This is a genomic window from Streptomyces sp. CBMA156, assembly GCF_014596515.1.
GTDB lineage: Bacteria > Actinomycetota > Actinomycetes > Streptomycetales > Streptomycetaceae > Kitasatospora.
On sequence record NZ_MSJQ01000225.1, the window covers coordinates 1 to 22,662 of the forward strand.

Annotated in this window: 16 protein-coding genes and 1 pseudogene; 9 read left to right on the top strand and 8 right to left on the bottom strand. The window is 73.9% G+C overall.

All coding sequences use genetic code 11. The features are described from left to right. Positions 1-180: pseudogene (locus BU198_RS18540) on the top strand (8-amino-7-oxononanoate synthase); the annotation flags it as partial. Between the two features lie 16 nt (positions 181-196). Here BU198_RS18540 and ligD read toward each other — a convergent pair. Next, on the bottom strand, positions 197-1,231 hold the full coding sequence (gene ligD, locus BU198_RS18545) for a non-homologous end-joining DNA ligase (protein ID WP_188297978.1): 1,035 nt from the start codon (positions 1,229-1,231) through the stop codon (positions 197-199). 66 nt (positions 1,232-1,297) lie between these two features. Between ligD and BU198_RS18550 the strand changes: the two genes are divergently transcribed. Continuing rightward, positions 1,298-2,359: an ATP-dependent DNA ligase gene (locus BU198_RS18550; RefSeq protein WP_188297979.1), complete on the top strand. Its 1,062-nt coding sequence runs from the start codon at positions 1,298-1,300 to the stop codon at positions 2,357-2,359. An 88-nt stretch (positions 2,360-2,447) separates the two neighbouring features. Here BU198_RS18550 and BU198_RS18555 read toward each other — a convergent pair whose 3' ends face one another. Continuing rightward, positions 2,448-3,896, bottom strand: coding sequence for a serine hydrolase domain-containing protein (locus tag BU198_RS18555; RefSeq protein WP_188297980.1), 1,449 nt, complete (start codon positions 3,894-3,896; stop codon positions 2,448-2,450). A 507-nt stretch (positions 3,897-4,403) separates the two neighbouring features. On the opposite strand from BU198_RS18555, the gene tdh reads away from it, so the two are divergent. Further along, positions 4,404-5,432, top strand: a complete 1,029-nt coding sequence (gene tdh, locus BU198_RS18560) for an L-threonine 3-dehydrogenase (RefSeq protein ID WP_188297981.1) — start codon at positions 4,404-4,406, stop codon at positions 5,430-5,432. 84 nt (positions 5,433-5,516) lie between these two features. Further along, on the top strand, positions 5,517-6,710 hold the full coding sequence (locus BU198_RS18565) for a glycine C-acetyltransferase (RefSeq protein WP_188297982.1): 1,194 nt from the start codon (positions 5,517-5,519) through the stop codon (positions 6,708-6,710). A 224-nt stretch (positions 6,711-6,934) separates the two neighbouring features. Here BU198_RS18565 and BU198_RS18570 read toward each other — a convergent pair whose 3' ends face one another. The 5 genes from BU198_RS18570 to BU198_RS18590 form a co-directional block, all read right to left on the bottom strand. Beyond that, entirely contained in the window at positions 6,935-8,473 is a 1,539-nt protein-coding gene (locus BU198_RS18570) for a TolB family protein (RefSeq protein WP_188297983.1), read from the bottom strand. Positions 8,474-8,647: 174 nt separating this feature from the next. Next, complete coding sequence (locus BU198_RS18575; protein WP_188297984.1) at positions 8,648-10,018, bottom strand: TolB family protein; 1,371 nt, start codon at positions 10,016-10,018, stop codon at positions 8,648-8,650. 212 nt (positions 10,019-10,230) lie between these two features. Then, on the bottom strand, positions 10,231-11,667 hold the full coding sequence (locus BU198_RS18580; RefSeq protein WP_188297985.1) for a PD40 domain-containing protein: 1,437 nt from the start codon (positions 11,665-11,667) through the stop codon (positions 10,231-10,233). Between the two features lie 208 nt (positions 11,668-11,875). Beyond that, the gene (locus BU198_RS18585; protein WP_188297986.1) at positions 11,876-13,285 is read right to left on the bottom strand and encodes a TolB family protein; all 1,410 of its coding nucleotides are present in this window, start codon (positions 13,283-13,285) and stop codon (positions 11,876-11,878) included. Positions 13,286-13,479: 194 nt separating this feature from the next. Next, entirely contained in the window at positions 13,480-14,955 is a 1,476-nt protein-coding gene (locus tag BU198_RS18590) for a PD40 domain-containing protein (protein ID WP_188297987.1), read from the bottom strand. A gap of 228 nt (positions 14,956-15,183) precedes the next feature. Here BU198_RS18590 and BU198_RS18595 point away from each other — a divergent pair, with 228 nt between their 5' ends. Continuing rightward, the gene (locus tag BU198_RS18595; RefSeq protein WP_188297988.1) at positions 15,184-16,095 is read left to right on the top strand and encodes a LysR family transcriptional regulator; all 912 of its coding nucleotides are present in this window, start codon (positions 15,184-15,186) and stop codon (positions 16,093-16,095) included. A gap of 28 nt (positions 16,096-16,123) precedes the next feature. Here BU198_RS18595 and BU198_RS18600 read toward each other — a convergent pair whose 3' ends face one another. Beyond that, positions 16,124-17,140 (bottom strand): hypothetical protein, encoded by a 1,017-nt coding sequence (locus tag BU198_RS18600; protein ID WP_188297989.1) that lies wholly within the window; start codon positions 17,138-17,140, stop codon positions 16,124-16,126. Positions 17,141-17,489: 349 nt separating this feature from the next. Between BU198_RS18600 and BU198_RS18605 the strand changes: the two genes are divergently transcribed. The 4 genes from BU198_RS18605 to BU198_RS18620 all read left to right on the top strand — a co-directional run bounded on the left by BU198_RS18605 (position 17,490) and on the right by BU198_RS18620 (position 22,602). Continuing rightward, positions 17,490-19,058: a DUF3604 domain-containing protein gene (locus BU198_RS18605; protein WP_188297990.1), complete on the top strand. Its 1,569-nt coding sequence runs from the start codon at positions 17,490-17,492 to the stop codon at positions 19,056-19,058. A 67-nt stretch (positions 19,059-19,125) separates the two neighbouring features. Further along, on the top strand, positions 19,126-19,917 hold the full coding sequence (locus BU198_RS18610) for a polysaccharide lyase (protein WP_188297991.1): 792 nt from the start codon (positions 19,126-19,128) through the stop codon (positions 19,915-19,917). A 49-nt stretch (positions 19,918-19,966) separates the two neighbouring features. Beyond that, positions 19,967-21,529, top strand: coding sequence for an ABC transporter substrate-binding protein (locus BU198_RS18615; RefSeq protein WP_188297992.1), 1,563 nt, complete (start codon positions 19,967-19,969; stop codon positions 21,527-21,529). Between the two features lie 113 nt (positions 21,530-21,642). Further along, positions 21,643-22,602, top strand: a complete 960-nt coding sequence (locus tag BU198_RS18620; RefSeq protein ID WP_188297993.1) for an ABC transporter permease — start codon at positions 21,643-21,645, stop codon at positions 22,600-22,602. The last annotated feature ends 60 nt before the right edge of the window (positions 22,603-22,662 follow it).

Consider the following 22,662-nt stretch of genomic DNA (forward strand, 5'->3'; position numbering starts at 1 on the left):
GTCGCCTGGGCCGCCGACTGCCGCCGGGCGGGCCTCGCCGTCGGCTGCTTCCGCCCGCCGTCCGTCCCGGACGGCATATCCCGGCTGCGGCTCACCGCCCGCGGCGACCTGACGGACGGGCAGATCGCCGAGGCCGTCCGCATCGTCGCCGGGCTGGCCCCGGCGGGCGCGCGGCGCTGAGTCCGGCCGTACGGCGCTACTCCTCCTCCGCGCGGTCCGGCCGGCCGGTCCTCCTGGCGCGGCTCGGCTGGACGCGGGTGGGCTCGCCGGCCGCCTTGGGGTGGTCGGGCGGGTAGGGGAGTTCGCCGAGGCCCTCGTCCCGCAGCTGCTTCTCGTACAGCTCCAGCAGGCCCTCCAGCCGGTACGCCCGGCCGTCCATCTCCGCGTTCAGGTCGCCGAGTTCGGCGAACCGGGCGGGGACGGTGCGCAGGTCGAAGTCCTCGGGGGCGGCGTCGTCCAGTTCCGTCCAGCGCAGCGGGGCGGAGGCGGTGGCCCGGGGGCGGGCGCGCAGCGAGTAGGCGGAGGCGATGGTGCGGTCGCGCGCCATCTGGTTGTAGTCGACGAAGATCCGCTCGCCGCGCTCCTCCTTCCACCAGGCGGTGGTGACCTTCCCCGGCATCCGCTGCTCCAGGACCCGGCCGAGCGCGATCACCGCGTGCCGTCCGTCGGTGAAGGTCCACTCGGGCGCCAGCGGCACGTACACGTGCAGGCCGCGCCCGCCGGAGGACTTGGGCCAGCCGCGCAGCCCGTGCTCCTCCAGCAGGGCGCGCAGCTCGTGGGCGGCGCGGACGGCGTCGTGGAAGTCGGTGCCGGGCTGCGGGTCGAGGTCGATCCGCAGCTCGTCGATGTGGTCGGTGTCGGAGCGCCGCACCGGCCAGGGGTGGAAGGTGAGGCAGCCGAGGTTGGCCGCCCACAGCACGGCGGCCGGTTCGGTGGGGCAGATCTCGTCGGCGGAGCGGCCGCTGGGGAACTCGATCCGGGCGGTGGGCAGCCACTCCGGCAGGCCCTTGGGCGCGCGCTTCTGGTAGAAGAACTCGCCGTCCACGCCGTCCGGGAAGCGCTGCAGGGTGGTCGGCCGGTCGCGCAGCCCGCGCAGCACCCCGTCGGCGACGGCCAGGTAGTACCGGGCGACGTCCAGCTTGGTGAAGCCTCGCTCGGGGTAGTACACCTTGTCCGGATTCGACAGCCGGACGGTGCGCCCGGCGACATCCAGTTCCACGGCTGAGCCCATGCCCCTCACGCTAGGCGCCGCGCGCCCGACGCGCGCCCCGAGGCCATCGGGGCGACCATCGGACCCATGGACCTGCCCGTGATGCCGCCGGTGGCGCCGATGCTCGCCAAGTCGGTGGCCAGGATCCCGCCCGGAATGCAGTACGAGGCCAAGTGGGACGGCTTCCGCTCCATCGTGTTCCGCGACGGCGACGAGGTGGAGCTCGGCAGCCGCACCGGCAAGCCGCTGACCAGGTACTTCCCCGAGCTGGTCGAGGCGTTCCGGCGGGAGCTGCCGCCGCGCTGCGTGCTGGACGGCGAGGTGGTGATCGCCCGGGACGGCCGGCTGCGCTTCGAGGAGCTGCTGGAGCGGATCCACCCGGCCGCGAGCCGGGTGAAGCTGCTCGCCGAGCGGACCCCGGCCTCCTTCGTCGCCTTCGACCTGCTCGCCCTCGGTGAGGACTCGCTGCTGGACGAGCCGCTGTCGGTGCGCCGCCCGGCCCTGGAGGCCGCGCTCGCGGACGCCGCGGACCCGGTGTTCACCGCCCCCGCCACCACCGGCCTCGACCTCGCCGGCACCTGGTTCGCCGAGTTCGAGGGCGCCGGGCTGGACGGCGTGGTGGCCAAACCGCTGGACCAGCCGTACCGGCCGGGGGAGCGGACCATGTACAAGATCAAGCACGAGCGCACCGCCGACTGCGTGGTGGCCGGCTACCGCGAGCACAAGAGCGGCCCGGTGGTCGGCTCGCTGCTGCTCGGCATCTTCGACGACGGGGGCAGGCTCCAGCACGTCGGCGTCTGCGCGGCCTTCCCGATGGCCCGCCGGCGCGAACTCGCCGAGGAGCTGGCCCCGTTGCGGATGGACGACATCGCCAGGCACCCCTGGGGCGGCTGGGCGGACGAGGCCGCGCACGCCGAGGGCCGGCTGCCCGGCGCGGTCAGCCGCTGGACCGGCGGCAAGGACCTGTCCTGGATCGCGCTGCGCCCCGAGCGGGTGGTCGAGGTCGCCTACGACCACATGGAGGGCACCCGGTTCCGGCACACCGCGCAGTTCCGCCGCTGGCGGCCGGACCGCGCGCCGGAGAGCTGCACCTACGCGCAGCTGGAGGAACCGGTCTCGTACGACCTGGCCAGGGTGCTGGGGAGTTGAAGCCGGGGAGTCGACGCCGGGAACTCGACGGCGCGCCGCGAGGCCCGGCCCGGACGACCGGGCCGGGCCTCGCGCGGTGCTCCCGGGTTCAGGAGAGGTGCGGCGTGACGGTACCGGTCGCCGTGGGCGAGACCGTGGGCGAGACGGTGGGGGAGACCAGCGGCGTGGGGGAGGCCGTGGGCGAGACCGACGGGGACGGGGACGGGGAGGCGGTGGGCGAGCCCGAGCCGGGCGGGGTGGGCAGCGTGTAGACGTTGTCCGGCGAGACGATCTGGGTGATCGCCCGCGCCAGGAACGTCGAGGGCTCCGAACCGTCGTGGCTGATGTCGGTGTTGAGCAGGATGGCCAGACTGGCCTTCGCCTGGGGCAGGTAGATCACCACGCTCTGGTACCCGGGCAGCGAGCCGTTGTGGCCGATCCAGCCGTGCGTGTTGAACACCCCGAAGCCGTAGCCGAGGTCGGGCCCCGACCCGACGGGCACGGTCTTGAGCCGCTCCGCCTGGGTGGCGGGCTTGAGCAGCGGCTCACCGGTGGCCAGCACCTTGGCCCAGGTCTGGAGGTCGGCGAGGGTGGAGATCGCGGCGCCGGCGGCCCAGCCCCAGGACGGGTTCCAGGTGGTGGAGTCCTCGACCTGCCCGCTGAGCGTCTGGTTGGTGTAGCCGTGGGCGTGCGGGTCGGGGAAGGCCGCGTCGGTCGGCAGGCTGGTCTTGGTGAGCCCGGCCGGGGTGAACACCTGCTGCGTCAGGAAGTCCTGGAGCGGCTGCCCGCCGACCTTCTCGACGACCAGGCCGAGCAGGATCAGGTTGGTGTTGGAGTACTCGTAGCTGCTGCCCGGGGAGAAGTTCGCCGGGTGCTTGAACGCGTACCCGAGCAGCTGGTCCGGGGTGAACGGGCGGCTCGGGTCGTTGAAGAACGCCTGCTGGAAGCCGGAGTCCAGGGTGTAGTTGAAGAGGCCGCTGCGCATCTCGCCGAGCTGGCGGAGGGTGATCCCGTCGCCGCCGGGCACGTTCTGGACGTACTTGGAGACCGGGTCGTCCAGGCCCAGCTTGCCCTGGTCCACGAGCCGCAGGATGCCGGTCGTGGTGAAGGTCTTGGTCACGCTGCCGATCCGCATGTACAGGTCGGGGGACATCGCCGTCCCCGCGGACTTGTCGGCGACGCCGAAGGTGCGCTGGTAGCTGCCGTCGGGGGTGGTGTAGCCGACGATCACCCCGGGGATGGAGACCTCGCTCATCACCTGCTTGATCGCGGCGTCCAGCTTCGCCTGGACGGCCGGGGTGAGGGCCACCACCCCGCCGGACGGGCTGCCGCCCTGGGTGGGGGACGGGCTGAGCGCGGCCGGTTCGGCGGTGACCGCGGCGCCGGCGCCGGGCCGCGCGGGTTTGGAGTCCCCGGAACAGGCGGAGACGGCGAGCAGGCCGGCCAGCGCGAGGGCGGCCGAGGCCACCCGTACGGAGCGGGGGACGGCGGCGTGCGGCGGGCGGGGGACGCGCGGGGAGCAGGGAACGGCCGGGCGCGGCCGTCGGGTGTCGGTCATCGGCGGAGGGGCCTCTCTGGGGCGGACGGCCCCTTGGCGAAGGGCCCCGGCGCGCTGCTCGGCGGGGCCGGAGCGCCGCTCCACGGGGCCGCGGGGGAGCGTCGTCACCGTAAGCACCGGCGTCGGGCGGCCGCGCGCGGGTCGGCGCCGGGCTGACCCGAACGGGAGCGCCGTCAGCCGAGTGCCGCGCCCCGCTGGCGAACCGTGGCCTGGCACCTCCGGGCGTCAAGCACCCGGGGACGGCCGGCGGGCGGTGTCGCGAGGGCCGCCCCGCGCTCGGCCGGACGGGTGAGCACCGGCACGCCGCACCCGCCGCCGGCCGCTGCTCGGGCACGATCGTTCAGCCCAGCTGCGGCCGCCGTTAAGAATTCCTCGATGGACCGCACCCGCCCCCACCAGGCAGATTTCTGCCTGTCCGGAGTGTGCGCCCGTCAGGAGCGGCCGAACCGGGCCCCTTCGGCCTGCCCGCACCCGCGGGCCGTCCCACCCGCACGTCAGGAGCCCGCCGTGAAGGCACTCGTCAAGCAGCAGGCCGAGCCCGGGCTCTGGCTGATGGACGTCCCCATGCCCGAGATCGGCCCCGGCGAGGTGCTGATCAAGGTGCTGCGGACCGGCATCTGCGGCACCGACCTGCACATCCGCAAGTGGGACGGCTGGGCGCAGCAGACCATCAGGACCCCGCTGGTGCTCGGCCACGAGTTCGTCGGCGAGGTCGCCGAGATCGGCGCGGGCGTCGCGGACATCACGGTCGGCGACCTGGTCAGCGGCGAGGGCCACCTGGTCTGCGGCAAGTGCCGCAACTGCCTGGCCGGCCGCCGCCACCTGTGCCGCAACACCGTCGGCCTGGGCGTCAACCGGGACGGTGCCTTCGCCGAGTACGTGGCGCTGCCCGCCTCCAACGTCTGGGTGCACCGGGTGCCGGTCGACCTGGACGTGGCCGCGATCTTCGACCCGTTCGGCAACGCCGTGCACACCGCGCTGTCCTTCCCGCTGATCGGCGAGGACGTGCTGGTCACCGGCGCGGGACCGATCGGCATCATGGCCGCCGCCGTCGCCAAGCACGCCGGCGCCCGCAACGTGATGATCACCGACGTCTCGTCGTACCGCCTCGACCTGGCCCGCGAGGTCGGCGTGACGCTGGCGCTCGACGTCTCCCAGCACACCATCGAGGAGGGCCAGCAGAAGCTCGGCCTGCGCGAGGGCTTCGACGTCGGCCTGGAGATGTCCGGCCGCCCCGAGGCGATGCAGTCGATGATCGCCAACATGACCCACGGCGGGAAGATCGCCATGCTCGGCCTGCCCGCCGAGCAGTTCCCGGTGGACTGGGCCTCGATCGTCACCTCGATGATCACCATCAAGGGCATCTACGGCCGTGAGATGTTCGAGACCTGGTACGCGATGTCCGTGCTGCTGGAGGGCGGCCTGGACCTCAGCCCGGTGATCACCGGCCGCTACGCCGCCGCCGACTACGAGGCCGCGTTCGACGACGCCGCGAGCGGCAACTGCGGCAAGATCATCCTCGACTGGACGGCCTGAACCCCGCCCGGTCCGAGCCCCGGCCCGCTGAAACCCGCCGAACCCGCCCGCCTGAACCCCGCCGAACTGCCAAGGAGACCCGCAGTGTTCGACAACGTGCGTGCCGACGTCGCCGCCACCCTGGACGAGATCCGCGAGGCGGGCCTGTTCAAGCCCGAGCGGGTGATCGGCAGCCCGCAGAGCGCCGCGGTCACCGTCACCGGCGGCGGCCGCCCTGGCGAGGTGCTGAACTTCTGCGCCAACAACTACCTCGGCCTGGCCGACCACCCCGAGGTGCTCGCCGCCGCCAAGGACGCGCTGGACCGCTGGGGCTACGGGATGGCCTCGGTCCGCTTCATCTGCGGCACCCAGGACGTCCACAAGGAGCTGGAGGACCGCCTCTCGGCCTTCCTCGGCCAGGAGGACACGATCCTCTACTCCTCCTGCTTCGACGCCAACGGCGGTGTCTTCGAGACCCTGCTGGACGACCGCGACGCCGTCATCTCCGACGCGCTGAACCACGCCAGCATCATCGACGGCATCCGGCTCAGCAAGGCCCGCCGCCACCGCTACGCCAACCGCGACCTGGCCGACCTGGAGAAGCAGCTCCAGGACACCCAGGACGCCCGCCGCCGCCTGATCGTCACCGACGGCGTCTTCTCGATGGACGGCTACGTCGCCCCGCTGCGCGAGATCTGCGACCTGGCCGACCGCTACGACGCCATGGTCATGGTGGACGACTCGCACGCCGTCGGCTTCGTCGGCGCGGGCGGCCGCGGCACCCCCGAACTGCACGGCGTGACGGACCGCGTGGACATCATCACCGGCACCCTCGGCAAGGCCCTCGGCGGCGCCTCCGGCGGCTACGTCGCGGCCCGCCGGGAGATCGTCGCCCTGCTGCGCCAGCGCTCCCGTCCGTACCTGTTCTCCAACTCGCTGGCCCCGGTGATCGCGGCCGCCTCGCTCAAGGTGCTCGACCTGGTCGAGAAGTCCAACGAGCTGCGCGAGCGGCTGGCGGCCAACACCGCGCTGTTCCGGACGAAGATGACCGAGGCCGGCTTCGAGATCCTGCCCGGCGACCACCCGATCGCCCCGGTGATGATCGGCGACGCGGCCGTGGCCGGCCGGCTCGCCGAGCTGCTGCTGGAGCGCGGCGTGTACGTGATCGGCTTCTCCTACCCGGTGGTGCCGCACGGCAAGGCCAGGATCCGGGTGCAGCTGTCCGCGGCGCACTCCACCGAGGACGTCGAGCGCGCCGTCGCGGCCTTCGTGGACGCGCGCGCCGCGATGGAGGGCTGACCCTCCCACCCAGGGCCGCTCCAGGCCCGACCAGACCGCCCGTGGGCCGGACCGCTCGGAACCGGACCGGCCCACGGGCTCACCACCGCCGTGCGGCGGAGGCGAATCGATCCGCCCCGCACACGGCCCACCGACCACCTGCCCCACCCTCCCACCGCGGGGGCGGGACGCCGGCCCAGGCCGACGTCCCGCCCCCGTCGTGGTTCCCGGGCGGCGCGGGCCGGTCAGTCGTCCTCGTTCTCGCCCTGGTCGTCGGCGCCGACGTGGTGGCTCCGGGCCGGCTTGGCGAAGACCTGGTAGCCCTCGGCCGCCGGGACGTCGGTGCCGGCGACCAGGTTGCCGCTGGTCGAGCCGAACACCACGGTCCTGCCGTTGGCCGACACGAACGGCTCGTTCGACGATCCGTTGCCGAGCGAGCCGTCCGGCGCGGTGGCGACCCGCTCGGTGCGGCCGGTGCGCAGGTCCTGGCGGTAGACGTCCCAGCCCGGGTGCTGCGGGCCCGCCACCAGGTTGTCGGCGGCGGACTCGAAGTAGAGCCAGCGGTTGTCGGCGGTGATCGAGCCGTGGCCGGAGGAACCGACCGAGCTGGTGCCGGGCAGACCGGCACTGACCTTCGTCACGGTGCCCGTCCGCAGGTCCCGGACGTGCAGAACGGTGTGGGAGCGGTGGCCGCCGGTCGAGCCGCCCGGCTCGGACAGGGCGTAGACCGCGCGCCGCCCGTCGGGGCTGATCGTGGCGTCGAAGGCCGCGTAGGCGAGCGAGCCGCCGACGTCGAAGCTCGCGGGCGAGAGCTTCCCCGAGGGCACGTCGTACGTGTAGTAGACGGCGCTCGTCGGGCGGGCCAGGCTCGGCTGCGCCCCGGCGGGCAGGTACTTCTCGGCGCCCGGGGGCAGGTCCACGTCGGCGGTCCCGGCTGCCGGCGCGGCGGCGGGGGGCTGCTCGGGCGGCAGCAGGTCCGAGAGGGAGCCGAAGCCGATGGTGCGGCCGTCCGCGCTGAGCTTCGGGTGGAAGGAGGTGCTCTCGCCGGGCTTGCCGGTCGCGTCGCGCGAGATCAGCCGGGTGGTGTGGGTCCGGCGGTCGGTGAGGTAGATGTTGAGCTTCCAGGTGTAGGGCCTGGCGAGCGAGGGCTCGGGTTCCGGCTCGGGCTCGGGATCCACGACGGTCGGATCCAGGTCCTTCCGGGAGGACACGAACGCGACGTACCGGCCGTCGGCGCTGATCGAGGGTGCGTAGGAGTAGTGGAACTGGTCGGGATCGGTGGAGGTGAGCCCGCCGCTGACCAGCTCGGTGCGGCCGGTCCACCGGTCCCGGACGTACACCTCGGTGCGGCCCTTGACCTGCATGCCGGGCACCACGTCCTCGCCGTTGCTCACGAAGGCGACGTAGCGGCCGTCGGCGTTGATCGCGGCCTCTTCGGACCAGCCGGCCTGTCCCTCGCCCGAGTTCGCCAGGCTGACCCGCTCGACCCGGCCGGTCGACAGGTCCTTCAGGTAGACGTCGCGGCCGCCCCGTGCGGGCTGGGACACCAGGTTCGTCGCCCAGGAACTGAACAGCGCGTAGCGGCCGTTCGCGTTGACGCCCAGGCTGAACGACTGGTTGTCGGGCACGGCGCCGTTCACCCCGGCGCTCACCTGGACGGTGCCGCGCAGTGGCGGGGCGGCCTGGGCGGGCGCGGCGGTGACGGCGATCAGGGCGGCCGCGGCCAGTGCGCCGGCGGCGCCGGCCGGCCACCGGGTGCGGGTGGTACGGGTGGTACGTGTCATGAGGTCTTCCCCTCCGATCGCCCGGCCGGGCTCCCTCCCGGCGACGGGCTTTCGGCAGAGCCAATCGTCGGGAGGGCCGGGGGTCAACGTCCGCGGGTGATCTCGGCGGAAAATACGTCAACAGGCGTATGTGGACAGGGAATCAAGCCATCATGACGTCGGGCGGTCGGGCCGTCACAGGCGGTGGAGGAAGACGTCCGTGGCGGCGTTGGTGTCGCCGGTCACCAGGTTGCCGTCCTCGGCATGGAAGACGACCGTGTCGCCGGACTCGTCCACGTACGGGTTCTCGGCGGGGGCGTTGCTCTGCTCGCCGTCCCTGGTGAGGCTGACGCGTTCGATCCGGCCGGTCCACAGGTCGCGGCGGAACACGTCGCTGACGCCGTTGGTGTCGCCGGGGACGAGGTTGTCGGCTGCGGAGTGGAAGTAGACCCAGCGGCCGTCGGCCGTCATGGCGGGGTGGCCGGCGCCCTCGTCGCTCGTGGTGCCGGGCAGGAAGGCGTTGAGCCGGGTGAGCTTGCCGGTGGCCAGTTCCCGGGCGTACAGGTCCATCCGGAAGCTGTAGGGGCTGGGCCGGAGGCGGACCGGCACGCCGTAGAGCGCGTAGCGGCCGTCGGGGCTGAGCCGGGCTCCGCCGCTGACGCCGTGCAGCCACCCCTCGCCGTCCAGGCTGGCGCCGGAGATCTTGCCGGTGTCGGCCTTCCAGACGAAGTACGGGTAGAAGCGGGGCGCGGTCAGCCCCGGAGCCCCGTCGCCGGGGTCGGTCGCGCCGGGGTCGGTCTGGGTGGGGTCGGTCTGGGCGGGGTCGCGGGGGAGCAGGTTGCCGGCCCTGGAGGTGAAGCCGACGGTGGAGCCGTCCGCGCTGATCGTCGCGTTGTAGGAGTTGTTGTTGGTGGCGCCGCCGTCCGCGCCGGTGGTGACCAGCCGGGTGGTGTGGGTCCGGCGGTCGGTGACGAAGATGTCGTAGTAGCGCCGCTGCACACTCGGGTCGACGTCGGTGCGCAGGGCTCCGTAGGCGAGGTAGCGGCCGTCCCGGCTCAGGCTCGGGACGCCGTACGGGCCGTCCGCGGCGATCAGTTCGGTGTGCCCGCTCCAGCGGTCGTGGACGAAGAGGTCGCTGTCGTGCGCCACCTGGCCCGGCACCACGTTGGTGGCGGTGGTGGTGAACGCCACGTAGCGGCCGTCGCCGCTGATCGAGGCGTCCGTGGTCGGCGCGTTGAGCCGGGAGCCGTCCGCGGCGACGGTGATCCGCTCGACGTGGCCGTTGCGCAGGTCCCGGACGTAGATCTCGTCCGTGTTCGGGGTGCCGGGCCCGGGCAGCAGGTCGGTCGCGGCCGAGGTGAACAGCGCGAAGCGGCCGTCGTCGCTCAGTCCGAGCGCACTCGACGGGCCGTTGAGCTGTGCGCCCTTGGTGGTCTCGCTGACTCTGGCGGTGTCGCCCTTGGGCGGCTTGGCCTGGGCGGCGGGCATCGCGGCGCCGGCCACGGCGGTGGCCAGCAGGACGGCGGCGGCCCTGGCGAGCCGGCGGCGGGTGCGTGCGGTGGTCATGGATCGTCCTCCCCTGGTGATGGTCCCGGGCCCTCGACCCCCGCGGCCCGGACTGGGGACGAGCCAAGCGGCGCGCGGATGGTCGGTCAACGACCGGGCCCGATCTCGGCCGGAAATACGCCAGTGGTCGTACCTCCGGCCGAGAACCGTCGCGTGCGCGACCGTGGACGGAGGCGTCAACGGCCCTGCCGCGCAAGGGAGTCAGCGAAGGGTCACAGGCGGCGCAGGAACACGTCCGTGGTGGCGTTGGTGTCCCCGGGGACGAGGTTTCCGTCGTCGGCGCTGAAGATCACTGTGTCGCCGGACTCGTCCGGGAAGGGGTACTCGGCCCTGGAGTCGTTCTGCTCGCCGTCCAGCGTGAGGCTGACACGTTCGATCCGGCCGGTCCACAGGTCGCGGCGGAAGACGTCGCGGACGCCGTTGGTGTCACCGGGGACCAGGTTGTCGGCCTCGGAGTGGAAGTAGACCCAGCGGCCGTCGCCCGTCATGGCGGGACCTGACGAGGAGTTGCGCTCCGTGGTGCCCGGCAGACGGGTGTCGATCCTGGTGACCTTGCCGGTCGCCAGATCGTGGGCGAACACGTGGAGGGGGTGGGGGAGGCGCGGCGGCACCGGGACCTCCCGGGCCGGGATGCTGTAGAGGGCGTAGCGGCCGTCCGGGCTGATCCGGGTGTCCCAGGTGCCGTCGAAACGCCCGGTGTCGGTCACGCTCGCGGCGACGATCCTGCCGGTGTCGGCGGTCCAGGCGTAGGCGGCGTCGTAGCGGGGCAGGCGCGGGAGCAGGGGGTCGGTGCCGGGTGCCTCGGTGTCGGGTGCCTCGGAGTCGACGTCCGGGCCGGGCTCGGGCGCGGGAGCAGGGGTATCGGTCCCGGGGCTCGGGACCAGGTTGCGGGCCCGGGACTTGAAGACGACGGCGGAGCCGTCCGCGCTGATCGTCGGCCGGAAGGAGGAGTGGCGGGCGCGGCTGCCGTCCGCGCCGACGGTGATCAGCCGGGAGGTCTCGGTCCAGCGGTCGAAGACGTAGATGTTCCTCCACTGGCGTTGCAGGTCCGACTCGGGCAGGAAGTCGGTGCGGTTGGAGGAGAAGGCCACATAGCGGCCGTCCTGGCTGATGCTGGGGTTCTCGGAGACCCGGTAGGACTGGTCGTCGGTGTTCGGCACGGCCGCGGCGGAGATCAGTTCGGTGCTTCCGGTCCGGCGGTCGTGGACGTAGACGTCGCTGGGGTGCGGGACTTGGCCGGGGACGACGTTGGTGGCGGCGGTGCTGAAGGCGACGTAGCGGCCGTCGCCGCTGATCGAGGCGTCCGTGGTGGGCGCGTCGAGCCTGGAGCCGTCGTCGGCGACGCTGACGCGTTCGACGTGGCCGTTGCGCAGGTCCCGGACGTAGACGTCGCTCGTGTTCGGGACGCCGGCCACGGGCAGCAGGTCGGGGGCGTTCGAGGCGAACAACGCCGAGCGGCCGTCGTCGCTCAGTCCGAGCGCGCTCGACGTGCCGGTGAGCTGGGCGCCCTTGGCGGTGGTGCTGACCCGGGCGGTGTCGCCCTTGGGCGGCTTGGCCTCGGCGGCCGGTGTCACGGCGCCGGCCACGGCGGTGGCCAGCAGGACGGCGGCGGCCCTGGCGAGCCGGCGCCGGGTGGGTGCGGTGGTCATGGAACGTCCTCCCCTGGTGACGGTCCCGGGCCTTCGACCCCCGCGGCCCGGACTGGGCAAGAGCCAAGCGTCGTGAGCGTGTTCGGTCAATGCGTTCCCGGCCGGAAATACGCCACTGTTCGTACCTCCGGCCGAGAACCGTCCGCAGGGTGCGTGACTGCGGAGGGAGGCGTCAACGGCCTTTCCCCACAGGGGAGTCAGGCCGGGGTCACAGGTGTCGCAGGTAGACGTCCAGCAGGGTGTTGGTGTCCTCCGGCACCAGGTTGCCGTCGAGGGCGTCGAAGATCACGGTGCTGCCGGTGGCGTCCACGAACGGGTCGTAGGAAGGGGTGTCGCTCTGACCGCCGTCCCGGGTGAGGCTGATCCGCTCGATCCGGCCGGTCCACAGGTCACGGCGGAACAGGTCGTTGGCCTGGTTGGTGTCGCCGGGGACCAGGTTGTCGGCGTAGGAGTCGAAGTAGACCCAGCGGCCGTCGGCCGTCATCACGGCGCCGGAGGAGGACCCGTCCGCGGCGGTGCCCGGCAGGGCGGCGCTGACGTTGGTGATCCTGCCGGTGGCCAGCTCGTGGACGTACACGTCCAGCCGGATGCCGCCGTGACCCGGCAGCCCCGTGCCGAACACCGCGAGGCTGTAGACCACGTAGCGGCCGTCCGGGCTGATCCGGCCGTTGTGGCTGTCGAACGGCTGCCCGGCGTCGTTCAGGCTGCCGCCGGTGATCTTGCCGGTGTCCGCCTTCCAGACGTAGGTGGGGTAGAAGCGGGGCCCGCCCGCCAGTTCGGGCGACCCGGCACCGGGCCCGGCACCGGGATCGGACCCGGTGTCCGGGGCGGGGGTGGCGGGGTCCTCCGGGAGCAGGTTCCTGGCCCTGGAGGTGAAGGCGACGGTGGAGCCGTCCGCGCTGATCGACGGTGCCAAGGAGTAGTCGGAGGCGGCTGTGCCGTCCGCGCCGACGGTGACCAGCCGGCTGGTCCCGGTCCGGCGGTCGGTGACGTAGATGTTGTTCCTGCCGGGCTTCACGGTGCCCTGAGCGAGGTCGGAGCGGTTGGAGACGTAGGCGACGTACCGGCCGTCCCGGCTGATGCTGGGGCTCGTGGCGTTGAACAGGCTCTGGTCGCCGGCGCCGGGCACGCCGCCGGCGGTGACCAGTTCGGTGCGGCCGGTCCAGCGGTCCCGGACGAAGACGTCGCTCTGGTGCGCCGGCTGCCCGGGAACGACGTTGGTGGCGCTGGTGCTGAAGGCCACGTAGCGGCCGTCGCCGCTGATCGAGGCGTCGGCGGTGGGGGCGTTCAGCCGGGAGCCGTCGGGGGCGACGCTGATCCGCTCGACGTGCCCGTTGCGCAGGTTCCGGACGTAGACCTCGTCGGAGTTCGGCGTGCCCGGCTCGGGCAGCAGGTTGGTGGCGGCCGAGCGGAACAGGGCGGAGCGGCCGTCCTCGCTCAGCCCGAGCCCCGACGAGTAGCCGTCGAGCTGCTCGCCCTTGGTGGTCTCGCTGACTCTGGCGGTGTCGCCCTTGGGCGGCTTGGCCTGGGCGGCCGGCATCGCGGCGCCGGCCACGGCGGTGGCCAGCAGGACGGCGGCGGTGCGGGCGAGCCGTCTGCGGGTGCGTGCGGTGGTCATGGATCGTCCTCCCCTGGGATCGCCCGGCCGGACTCCCTCCCGGCGGCGGGCTTCCGCAGAGCCAACCGTCGGGAGGGCCGGAGGGTCAACGGCCGGAGGTGATCCCGTTCGGGAAATACGCCAACGGGCGTATGCCGCAAGGGAGTCGGGGAAGCAGGGAGTCGGGGAGGCAGGGGGGTCGGGGGGTCAGGGCGTCACAGGCGGCGCCGGAAGACGTCCGTGGTGGTGTTGGCGACGTCCGGCACCAGGTTGCCGTCCTCGGCGCTGAACAGCAGCGTGGTGTCGAAGGCGTCGACCTGCGGGAAGAACGCGGACGTGGTGCTCTGCGAGCCGTCCTGGGTGAGGGTGACCCGCTCGGTGCGCCCGGTCGACAGCTCGGTGCGGAAGATGTCGGCCTGCCCGTTGGTGTCGCCCGGCACCAGGTCGGTGACGTCGGAGGTGAAGTACACCCAGCGGTCGGTGAGCGACATCGCCGGGTCGTAGGAGGAGTCGAGGCCGGCGGCGCCGGAGAGCGGCTTGCCGACCTTGGTGGACGTGCCGGTGGCCAGCTCACGGACGTAGACGTCCTGGTGGAGGCCGTGCGAGCCGGGCCGGCCGCCCTCCGTGAAGACGGTGTAGAGCGCGTAGCGGCCGGAGGGGCTGATCCGGGCGTCGTTGCCGCTGCCGGTGAGCTCGCCGGTCTCGTCGTAGCTGGCGCCGGTGATCCTTCCGGTGCGGGCGTTCCAGACGTAGTACGGGTAGGCGCGGATGGCGGCCGGCCCGGCGTGGTCGGCGGTGGTCCTGGCGGCCTGCGCGGCCTCGGCGGTGCCGGCGGAGCGGTCGGCGGTGTTGCCGGGGCCGGCGGCCGTGGAGCCGTCGGTGCCGGCCGCGGCCGGGGAGGCGGGCGGGGTCCGGTCGGCCGGGAGCAGGTTGCCGGCCCGCGAGGTGAAGCCGATGACGCTGCCGTCCGCGCTGATCGTCGGACGGTAGGAGCTGTTGTCGGCCGGGGTGCCGTCCGCGCCGGTGCTGACCGCCCGGGTGGTGTGGGCCCAGCGGTCGGTGACGAAGACGTTGAACTTGCCGCGGTGCACGCCCGGGGCGAGGTCGGTGCGGTCGGAGGAGTAGACCACGTAGCGGCCGTCCCAGCTGACGGCGGCGTTGAAGGCGTTGCGGCCGCTCTGGTCGTCGCCCGCGCCCGAGCTGCCGTCGCCCGCGGTGACCAGCTCGGTGCGGCCGGTCCAGCGGTCCCGGACGAAGACGTCGGAGGGGTGCTTCGGCTGCCCGGCCACCACATTGGTGGCGTAGCTGGAGAACGCCACGTACCGGCCGTTGCCGCTGATCGCCGCGTCGTTGCTGGCCGCGTCCAGCGCGGAGCCGTCGGGGGCGACGCTGATCCGCTCGGTGTGGCCGTTGCGCAGGTCCCGGACGTAGACGTCGCCCACGGCTCCGGCGCCGCCCGGCAGCAGGTTGGTCGCGGCCGAGGAGAACAGGGCGAGCCGGCCGTCGCCGCTCAGCCCCAGCGCGAGGGAGGCGCCGTCCAGCGCCTCGCCCTTGGCGCCCTCGCTGACCCGGGCGGTGTCGCCCTTGGGCGGCTTGGCCTCGGCGGCGGGCATCGCGGCGCCGGCCACGGCGGTGGCCAGCAGGACGGCGGCGGTACGGGCGAGCCGGCGGCGGGTGCGTGCGGTGGTCATGGATCGTCCTCCCCTGGTGACGGTCCCGGGCCCACGGCCCCAGCCGGCCCGGTGGGAAGAGCCAAGCGCCGGTCCCGGCGGGTGGTCAACGACCGGGAACGATCTCGGCCGGAAATACGCCACCGGTCGTAGCTCCGGCCGGAACCGCCGGCCCGCCGGCGCCCGCCCGTCGGCTCTCACTCGCCGGGCCCGGGCCGGTCCGCCGCGCCGCGCTGGCAGAATTGGACCGTGATCGACGCACGACGGCTGCGGACCCTGCGGGCCGTGGCGGACCACCGCACCGTGACCGCCGCGGCGGCCGCCCTCTACCTGACCCCCTCCGCGGTCTCCCAGCAGCTGGCCGCCCTGGAGCAGGAGACCGGCCACCACCTGCTCGCCAGGGAGGGCCGGGGCGTGCGGCTGACCGCCGCCGGGGAGATCCTGCTCGGCCACGCCGACGTGGTGCTCGCCCAGCTGGAGCGCGCCGAGGCCGACCTCGCCGCGTACAGCGCGGGCGTCTCCGGGGAGGTCACCGTCGCCTCCTTCGCGACCGCGATCGCCTCCGTGCTCGCCCCGGCGGTCGGTCTGCTCGCCGGGCGCGCCCCCGGCGTGCGGCTCAAGGTGCTGGACGCCGAGGGCGACGCCAGCCTGCCGATGGTCCTGGAGGGCCGGGCGGACCTCGCGGTGGCCGTCGAGTACCGGGGCGCCCCACGGGCCGACGACGCCCGGCTGACCAGGGTGGCGCTGTACGCCGAGCCCTTCGAGGCCGTGCTGCCGCTCGGTCACCGGCTGGCCGCCGAGTCCGGCCCGCTGGCGGTCGCCGCGCTGGCCGACGAGCCGTGGATCGGGCCGTACCCGGGCAACCCCTGCCACGACGTGGTCCTGCTGGCCTGCGAGCACGCCGGGTTCCAGCCCCGGCTGCTGCACTCCTCGGACGACTTCAGGGCCGTGGTCGCGCTCGCCTCGGCGGGCCTCGGCGTGGCCCTGGTGCCGCGATCGGCGCTGCGCGGCGTCGACCTCGGGCAGGTCGCGGTGCGCCCGGTGGACAGCGAGCTCGCCACCCGCCGGGTGTTCGCGGCCGTCCGGGCCGGCGCCGACGGGCACCCGCTGATCCGGCCGGTCCTCGACTCGCTCGCCGAGGCGGCCGCCGCGAGCGCCTGACCCGGTTCCGTACGGCTCCGGCGGGCTGTCAGCGGCTACGGGCCGCCGCCGGGCCGCCGTCGGGGCGGACTCCGGCGAACTCGTCCAGCACGGCCACCCGCAGTTCGTGGGCGCCGTCCGGGCGGCTCTGTTCGTAGTACAGGTACCAGCGGCCGCGGGCGGAGACCAGGTCGGCGTACCGGACGTCCAGCCAGGGGCCGTCCGGGGTGAGGCGGTGCCAGGCGCGCAGGTCGGCGGAGGCGGCCAGGCCGCAGCGCTCCTCGTAGTTGCCGGCGGCCTCCGCCGAGCCGTCGTAGAGCGCCAGCCAGCCGCCGTGGCCGTCGGGGAGGACGGCGGTGATCCGGGACTCGTAGCCGTCCCAGGCCCCGGCCGGGCCGACGTCCAGGACCTCGGCGGCGCGGCCCGGCGGGGCGGTGAAGCGCAGCCCGTCGGGGGAGACTGCGAGCGCGGTGGGCTGGACGGTGAGGCCGGTGGTGTGGATGTCGGCGGTGGCGTGGGCGCGGGCGTGCTCCTCGGGGGTGAACGGGCGGGCGCGGGAGACGGTGGAGAACAGGTGGACTCCGGCGCCGGTTTCGAGCAGGTACGGGTCCTTGACGCCCTCGGTGCCGGTGGTGGCGGCGGTGAGCACGGGGGTGCGGGTGGCGAGGTCGAAGGACTCGGGGGCGCCGGCGGTGAGGGCGTCGACGCGCCAGCGGTTGTCGGCCGGGTCGACGTAGCTGAGGTGGAGCAGGTAGCCGTCCCGGCGGCGCAGCAGGGCGAGGCGTTCCATCGAGGGGGAGCCCAGTTCGTCGCTGCGGACGGACCACAGGTCGCGGAAGGCGATGCCGTCGGGGCTCTCGGCGACGGCGCAGCGCCAGCCCCGGTCGGGCCCGCCGGCGGCGCCGCGCGGGCGGCGCTCGCGGTAGGTGAGCAGGAAGCGGTCGTGGTCCGGTTCGTAGCGGACGCTCGGGCAGCCGGCCCAGTAGCCGGGTCCGGGGCGTTCGGGGGCGCGGACGAGGAGGGAGGCGCCGAGGTCGGGCGCGGCGGGCAGGGCGGGGTGCGGCATCGTTCGGCCGTCCTTCGGGAGGGGACATCGGGAGGGGATGTCCGGAGGGGACGTCGGGAGAGATCTCGGGAAGTTTCTATCAGATCGATCAAAAGTCTGAGCCGATCCCGCCGAGCCGTTGCCGCCTCGCTGACCAGGTGTCCACTCTCTCCACCTGCTGGTCTTCTGTGAAGGTCATGTTTCGCCCGATGGCGATCGCACGACACCGAATGGCCGACCCTTGACCCGCCCCCGGAGATCACGGCTAGCTTCTTCTCAGAGTCGATCAAATGCCTTGAGTCGACCAGACGCCCAGAGTCGCCCGGAGCCCCGACCTCCGCGACCACGACCCGAGGAAGCCCCCGCCCCGATGACCGCCCCCACCACCGACGCGCCCGGCTACGCCGGCCTGGGCCTGTACGTCGGCGACCTCCACAACCACTGCGGCATCAGCTACGGCCACGGGAGCATCGAGGACGCCTACGCCAACGCCCGGCTCCAGCTCGACTTCGCCAGCGTCACCGGCCACGGCTGGTGGCACGACCTGCCCGAGCGCACCCCCGAGCTGGCGAGCCTGGTCGACTACCACACCGAGGGCTTCGCCCGGCTGGCCCGGCTCTGGGACCACGTCCAGGACGTCACCGCCGCCGCCCACGAGGACGGCCGCTTCGTCACCTTCCAGTCCTTCGAGTGGCACAGCCTCGCGTACGGCGACCACTGCGTGTACTTCGACGGCCCGCGCGGCGAGATCATCCGGGCGGCCGACCTGGACGCACTGCGCACCCGGCTGCGCGGGCTCGCCGCCGAGGGCGTCCGCACCTGGGCGCTGCCGCACCACATCGGCTACGGGCCGGCCCGCCGCGGCATCGACTGGGCCTCCTACACCGAGGAGTTCGCCCCGGTGGTGGAGATGGTGTCGATGCACGGCTGCGCCGAGTCCGACGAGGCGCCGCGCAGCTACCTGCACACCATGGGCCCGCGCGCCGCCGCCGGGACGGCCGTCCACGGCCTGCGCCTGGGCCACCGCTTCGGGCTGATCGGCTCCACCGACCACCACAGCGCCTTCCCCGGCAGCCACGGGCACGGCCGGGTCGCCGTCTGGGCCCCCGAACTGACCCGCGACGGGATCTGGACGGCCGTCCAGCAGCGCCGCACCTACGCGATCACCGGCGACCGCATCCTGCTCGCCACCTCCGTCAACGGCGCGCCGATGGGCGCCGTGACCGGCTCCGCCGACCGGCGCCGGATCCGGGTGACGGTGCGCGGCAGGGACGCCCTCGACCACGTGGAGGTGCTGCGCAACGGCGTGCCGCTGCACCGGGTCAGCCGCCCCGAACTGCTGGCCGGCGCACGGGCGTCGGACGCCTTCGCCGGCACCCTGGGCTTCGCCGTCGGCTGGGGCCGGCGCGGCGAACCGGTGCGGTGGGACGTCACCCTGCGGGTCGAGGGCGGGCGGCTGCTGGACGTCCAGCCCCGCCTGCGCGGCCCGGAGACGGTCGCGCCGGCCGAGGCCGAGCCGGACACCTACCGGCCGTCCCGGTGGGAGCGCGGCGGGCCGGGCGAGGTCCGGCTGTGGACGGTCACCGACGGAAACCCCAACACCGCCACCGACAGCACCCAGGGCTTCTCGCTGCGGGTCGAGGGCGACTCCCGCACCCGGCTGGTCGCCGTCGTGAACGGCGTCGAGACGGCCCACGCCGTCGGCGAACTCCTGGAGGGCGCGCGGACCGGCTTCACCGGCGGGTTCGTCTCCGGCGCCTACCGCTTCGACCGGGCCGTGCCCGAGCACGAGACCGCCGCCGACTTCGAGCTGACCGACGAACGCCCGGGCGGCGACGGGGACTTCTACCACGTCCGGGTACGACAGCTGAACGACCAGTGGGCCTGGTCCAGCCCGACCTGGGTGGGACCGGCCGGCTCCTGTCGCCGGGCCGGCTGACCGCGCAACCGGTCAACCGGCCGTCACCCCCGGTCGATCAGCCCCGAACCCGAGAAGGAGAACCACGATGTCCCGCCTCTCCGGCCGCCTCGCCGCCGCCGCGCTCACCGCCGCCCTGGCCGTGACCGCCGCCGCCCCCGCGCACGCCGCCTCCGCCCAGGCCGCCCCCGGCGCCCCCGTCACCGCCTCCGTCGACGTCTTCACCGACGGCTTCGAGTCCGGCACCGTCTCCGCCTGGACCCGCCAGCGCGTCGACGGCAACGGCAGCATCACCGTGGCCCCCGCCCCCGCCGGCGGCACCGGCCAGGCCGCCCGCTTCAGCGTGCCGAACGACGGCGTCTCCTACCGCTCCGAGGTCGCCGTCAACTCCCTCGGCTGGGGCAGCTACCGCTTCGCCCTCGCCGACTACCTGCCCGCCGACTGGGTGCCGACCTCCACCGAGACGATCCTCGCCCAGTGGCACGGCTACCCGCTCGCCGACGGCAGCGACACCAAGCCGCCGATCGCCCTGACCGTCAAGGACGGCAGCTGGCGGCTCAAGGTGCACTGGCTGTCCGACCCGAGCACCGTCCAGGAGGCGGTGATCCCGCTCGGCGCCGTGCAGTTCGGGCACTGGAACCAGTGGGCCTTCGACATCACCTGGTCCACCGACACCACCCCCGGCGCCGTCACCGTGTTCCGGGACGGCGTCCGGGTCGGCGCCCACACCGGCCTCAACAACTACCACCAGAACCAGTCGCCGTACTTCAAGACCGGCATCTACCGGGCCAACTGGAACCCGGCCAAGAACATCCCCTACCCGACCGGCGGTCCCGACGTGGTGGCCTGGAGCGACAGCGTCGTCGTGACCAGGTACTGACCCGCGACCACACACCCCGGAACCCGAGAACCGAAGAGGTAGCACCACCATGAGCGACGCAGCCCGTGCCACCGGCCTGCCCCGAAGAGGCTTCCTCGGCCTGAGCGCCGGAGCGGTCCTGCTGGCGGCGGGCTGCCGCTCGGCCACCGAGGACGCCGCCGGCGGGGCCGCGGCCTCCGCCACCACCACCGCGCCGGACCTCCAGATCGTCTACGGCGCCGCCCCCGACCCCACCCAGCTGCTCCACCGCGGCCCGGACACCCCGGTCTTCGTCAACCTGGTGCTGGACCGGCTGGTCGACCTCGACCCGCAGACCCTCCAGCCGGTGCCCTGGCTGGCCACCGCCTGGGAGTGGAACGCCGACCGGACCAAGCTGGTGCTCAAGCTCCGCGAGGACGTCACCTTCCACGACGGCCGCCCGCTCAGCCCGGACGACGTCGTCTTCTCGCTCACCGGCGCGGCCAGGACCTCCCAGGTCAAGCCGCTGCTGGAACGGCTCGCCGACATCAGGGCGAGCGCCCCGCACGAGGTCACCCTCACCCTCGCCAAGCCCACCAGCAACCTGTTCGACGCGCTCGCCTTCAACCCCGTGGTGGACTCCCGCAGCTACGTCGACGGCAAGGCCGCCGAGACGGTCAACGGCACCGGGCCGTTCACCTGGCAGGCGTTCAAGGGCGGCAACCAGCTCGACCTGGCCCGCAACGACCGCTACTGGCAGAGCGGCCGGCCGCACGTCGAGCGGATCACCGTCCGGTCGGTGACCAGCAGCCAGGCCGCGCTGTCCGCCCTCCAGTCGGGGCAGTCCCACCTGATCGGCGCGGTGCCAGGGCGCGACCTCAAGGTGCTGGCCGGGAACCCGGCCTTCGCCGTGCAGTCCGCCAGGTCCTCGTACCAGCAGGCGTTCCTCGGGGTGAACGTCACCAGCAGGCCCTTCGACGACCGCCGGGTGCGCCAGGCCCTCCAGTACGCGGTGGACCGCGACCGCGTCGTCGCCCAGGTGTACGGCGGCCACGCCGAGGCGAGCAGCCTGCCCTGGCCCTCCCACACCCCCGGTGTCACCCCCGAGCAGGTCACCCGCTATCCGCACGACCCGGAGAAGGCCCGCGGACTGCTCAGGGAAGCCGGCGCCGAGGGCACCCGGGTGCCGCTCACCGCCGCGAGCTCGCCGGTCTTCGCCTCCCTCGTGGAACTGGTCAAGTACGACCTGGAACAGGCCGGGTTCGGCGTCGACGTCCAGCTGATGGACAACGCCGCGCTCCAGCCGAAGATCCAGCAGGGCACGCTGGAGGGGCTGTTCATCGCCAACCACGGCATGGTCAGCGTCTCCCCGCTGAGCGGGATCACCGTCTCCGGCCCCCTCCAGGTCGGCCGGAACACCTCGCACGTCACCGACCCCGCCTACGCCGACCTCCAGTCCCGCGCCTTCGCCGCCGCCGACGAGCAGGCCAGGGCCGACGTCAACCACGAACTGTCCGAGTACCTGCTCGCCGAGTCCTTCCACATCACCCTCGCGCACGCCTGGGAGACCTACGCCCTCGCCTCCTCCGTCCGCGGCGTGGCGACCAGCGCGCTCGGCTACCTGCGGCTCGACGACACCCGGCGCACCGCCTGACGCGCCCTCACGAGCGCCGTCCCCGGACGCCCCCCACCGTCCGGGGCCGGCGAACCCGCCGTTCCGACCACCCGGGCCGGCGAACCCGCCGTCCCCACCACCCGGAGCCCCCCGTGCCCTACTGGACCAGAAAGGCGGCCGGAGCGCTGGCCACGCTCTGGCTCGCCTCCGTCGCCGTGTTCCTGCTGCTCCGCCTCGCCCCCGGCGACCCGGTGTCCGCCGCGCTCGGCGCCGAGGCCGACCAGGAGCAGCGCGACCGGCTCGCCGACAGCCTCGGCGTGGACCGGCCGATGCCCGTCCAGTACCTGGGCTGGCTGCACGGGCTGCTCACCGGCGACCCCGGCAGCTCCTTCCACTACCGGGAACCGGTCACCCGCCTGATCGGCCAGAGCGTCGGCAGCACCGTCCAACTCGCCCTCGCCGCCGGGCTGCTGATGCTGGTCCTCGGCCTGCTGCTGGGCGTCGCCCTGGCCTCCGAGCGCCGCGGGCGCCTGGCCAGGGTGCTCGACCCGCTGGCCACCGCCCTGCTCGCGCTGCCGGTGTACGTCACCGCCGTGCTGTTCGTCCTCGTCTTCGCGGTGCTGCTGCGGCTGCTGCCCGCCGGGGGCGAGCGGGACCTGTTCGCCGCGCCGGACCTCGCCGTCCAGTACCTCGCGCTGCCCGCCGTCGCGCTCGCGCTGCCGGGTTCGGCGGTGCTGGCCCGGCTGCTCGCCACCGAGCTGCGCCGCACCCGTCAGGAGGAGTTCGTGCTGACCGCCGTCGCCAAGGGGGCCTCGCCCCGGCGGGTCCTGGCGCGCCACGTGCTGCCCAACAGCCTGGCCCCGTTCTGCGTCGAGTTCGGCCTGCACCTGGGCGAGCTGCTGGGCGGCGCGGTGGTCGCCGAACAGCTCTTCGCCCGGCACGGCCTCGGCCAGCTGCTGCTGGACGCCATCAACCAGCGGGACTACCCCGTCGCCCAGACCCTGATCATGCTCGCGGTCGCGGTCGCCGTCCTCGTGCAGCTCGGCTCGGAGCTGCTCGTCGGCCGGCTCGACCCGCGGATCGCCCGCGCCGGCACCGGGGAGGACCGGTGACCGTCACCACCGTCCCCGCCCGCGGCCGACGACCGCGCCCGCCCGCGCTCCCGGCCGCGC

Coding starts and splice junctions, on each gene's coding strand:
- ligD (WP_188297978.1), bottom strand. CDS start 1,231: ATGGGCTCAGCCGTGGAACTGGATGTCGCCGGGCGCACCGTCCGGCTG.
- BU198_RS18550 (WP_188297979.1), top strand. CDS start 1,298: ATGGACCTGCCCGTGATGCCGCCGGTGGCGCCGATGCTCGCCAAGTCG.
- BU198_RS18555 (WP_188297980.1), bottom strand. CDS start 3,896: ATGACCGACACCCGACGGCCGCGCCCGGCCGTTCCCTGCTCCCCGCGC.
- BU198_RS18570 (WP_188297983.1), bottom strand. CDS start 8,473: ATGACACGTACCACCCGTACCACCCGCACCCGGTGGCCGGCCGGCGCC.
- BU198_RS18575 (WP_188297984.1), bottom strand. CDS start 10,018: ATGACCACCGCACGCACCCGCCGCCGGCTCGCCAGGGCCGCCGCCGTC.
- BU198_RS18580 (WP_188297985.1), bottom strand. CDS start 11,667: ATGACCACCGCACCCACCCGGCGCCGGCTCGCCAGGGCCGCCGCCGTC.
- BU198_RS18585 (WP_188297986.1), bottom strand. CDS start 13,285: ATGACCACCGCACGCACCCGCAGACGGCTCGCCCGCACCGCCGCCGTC.
- BU198_RS18590 (WP_188297987.1), bottom strand. CDS start 14,955: ATGACCACCGCACGCACCCGCCGCCGGCTCGCCCGTACCGCCGCCGTC.
- BU198_RS18600 (WP_188297989.1), bottom strand. CDS start 17,140: ATGCCGCACCCCGCCCTGCCCGCCGCGCCCGACCTCGGCGCCTCCCTC.
- BU198_RS18605 (WP_188297990.1), top strand. CDS start 17,490: ATGACCGCCCCCACCACCGACGCGCCCGGCTACGCCGGCCTGGGCCTG.
- BU198_RS18610 (WP_188297991.1), top strand. CDS start 19,126: ATGTCCCGCCTCTCCGGCCGCCTCGCCGCCGCCGCGCTCACCGCCGCC.
- BU198_RS18615 (WP_188297992.1), top strand. CDS start 19,967: ATGAGCGACGCAGCCCGTGCCACCGGCCTGCCCCGAAGAGGCTTCCTC.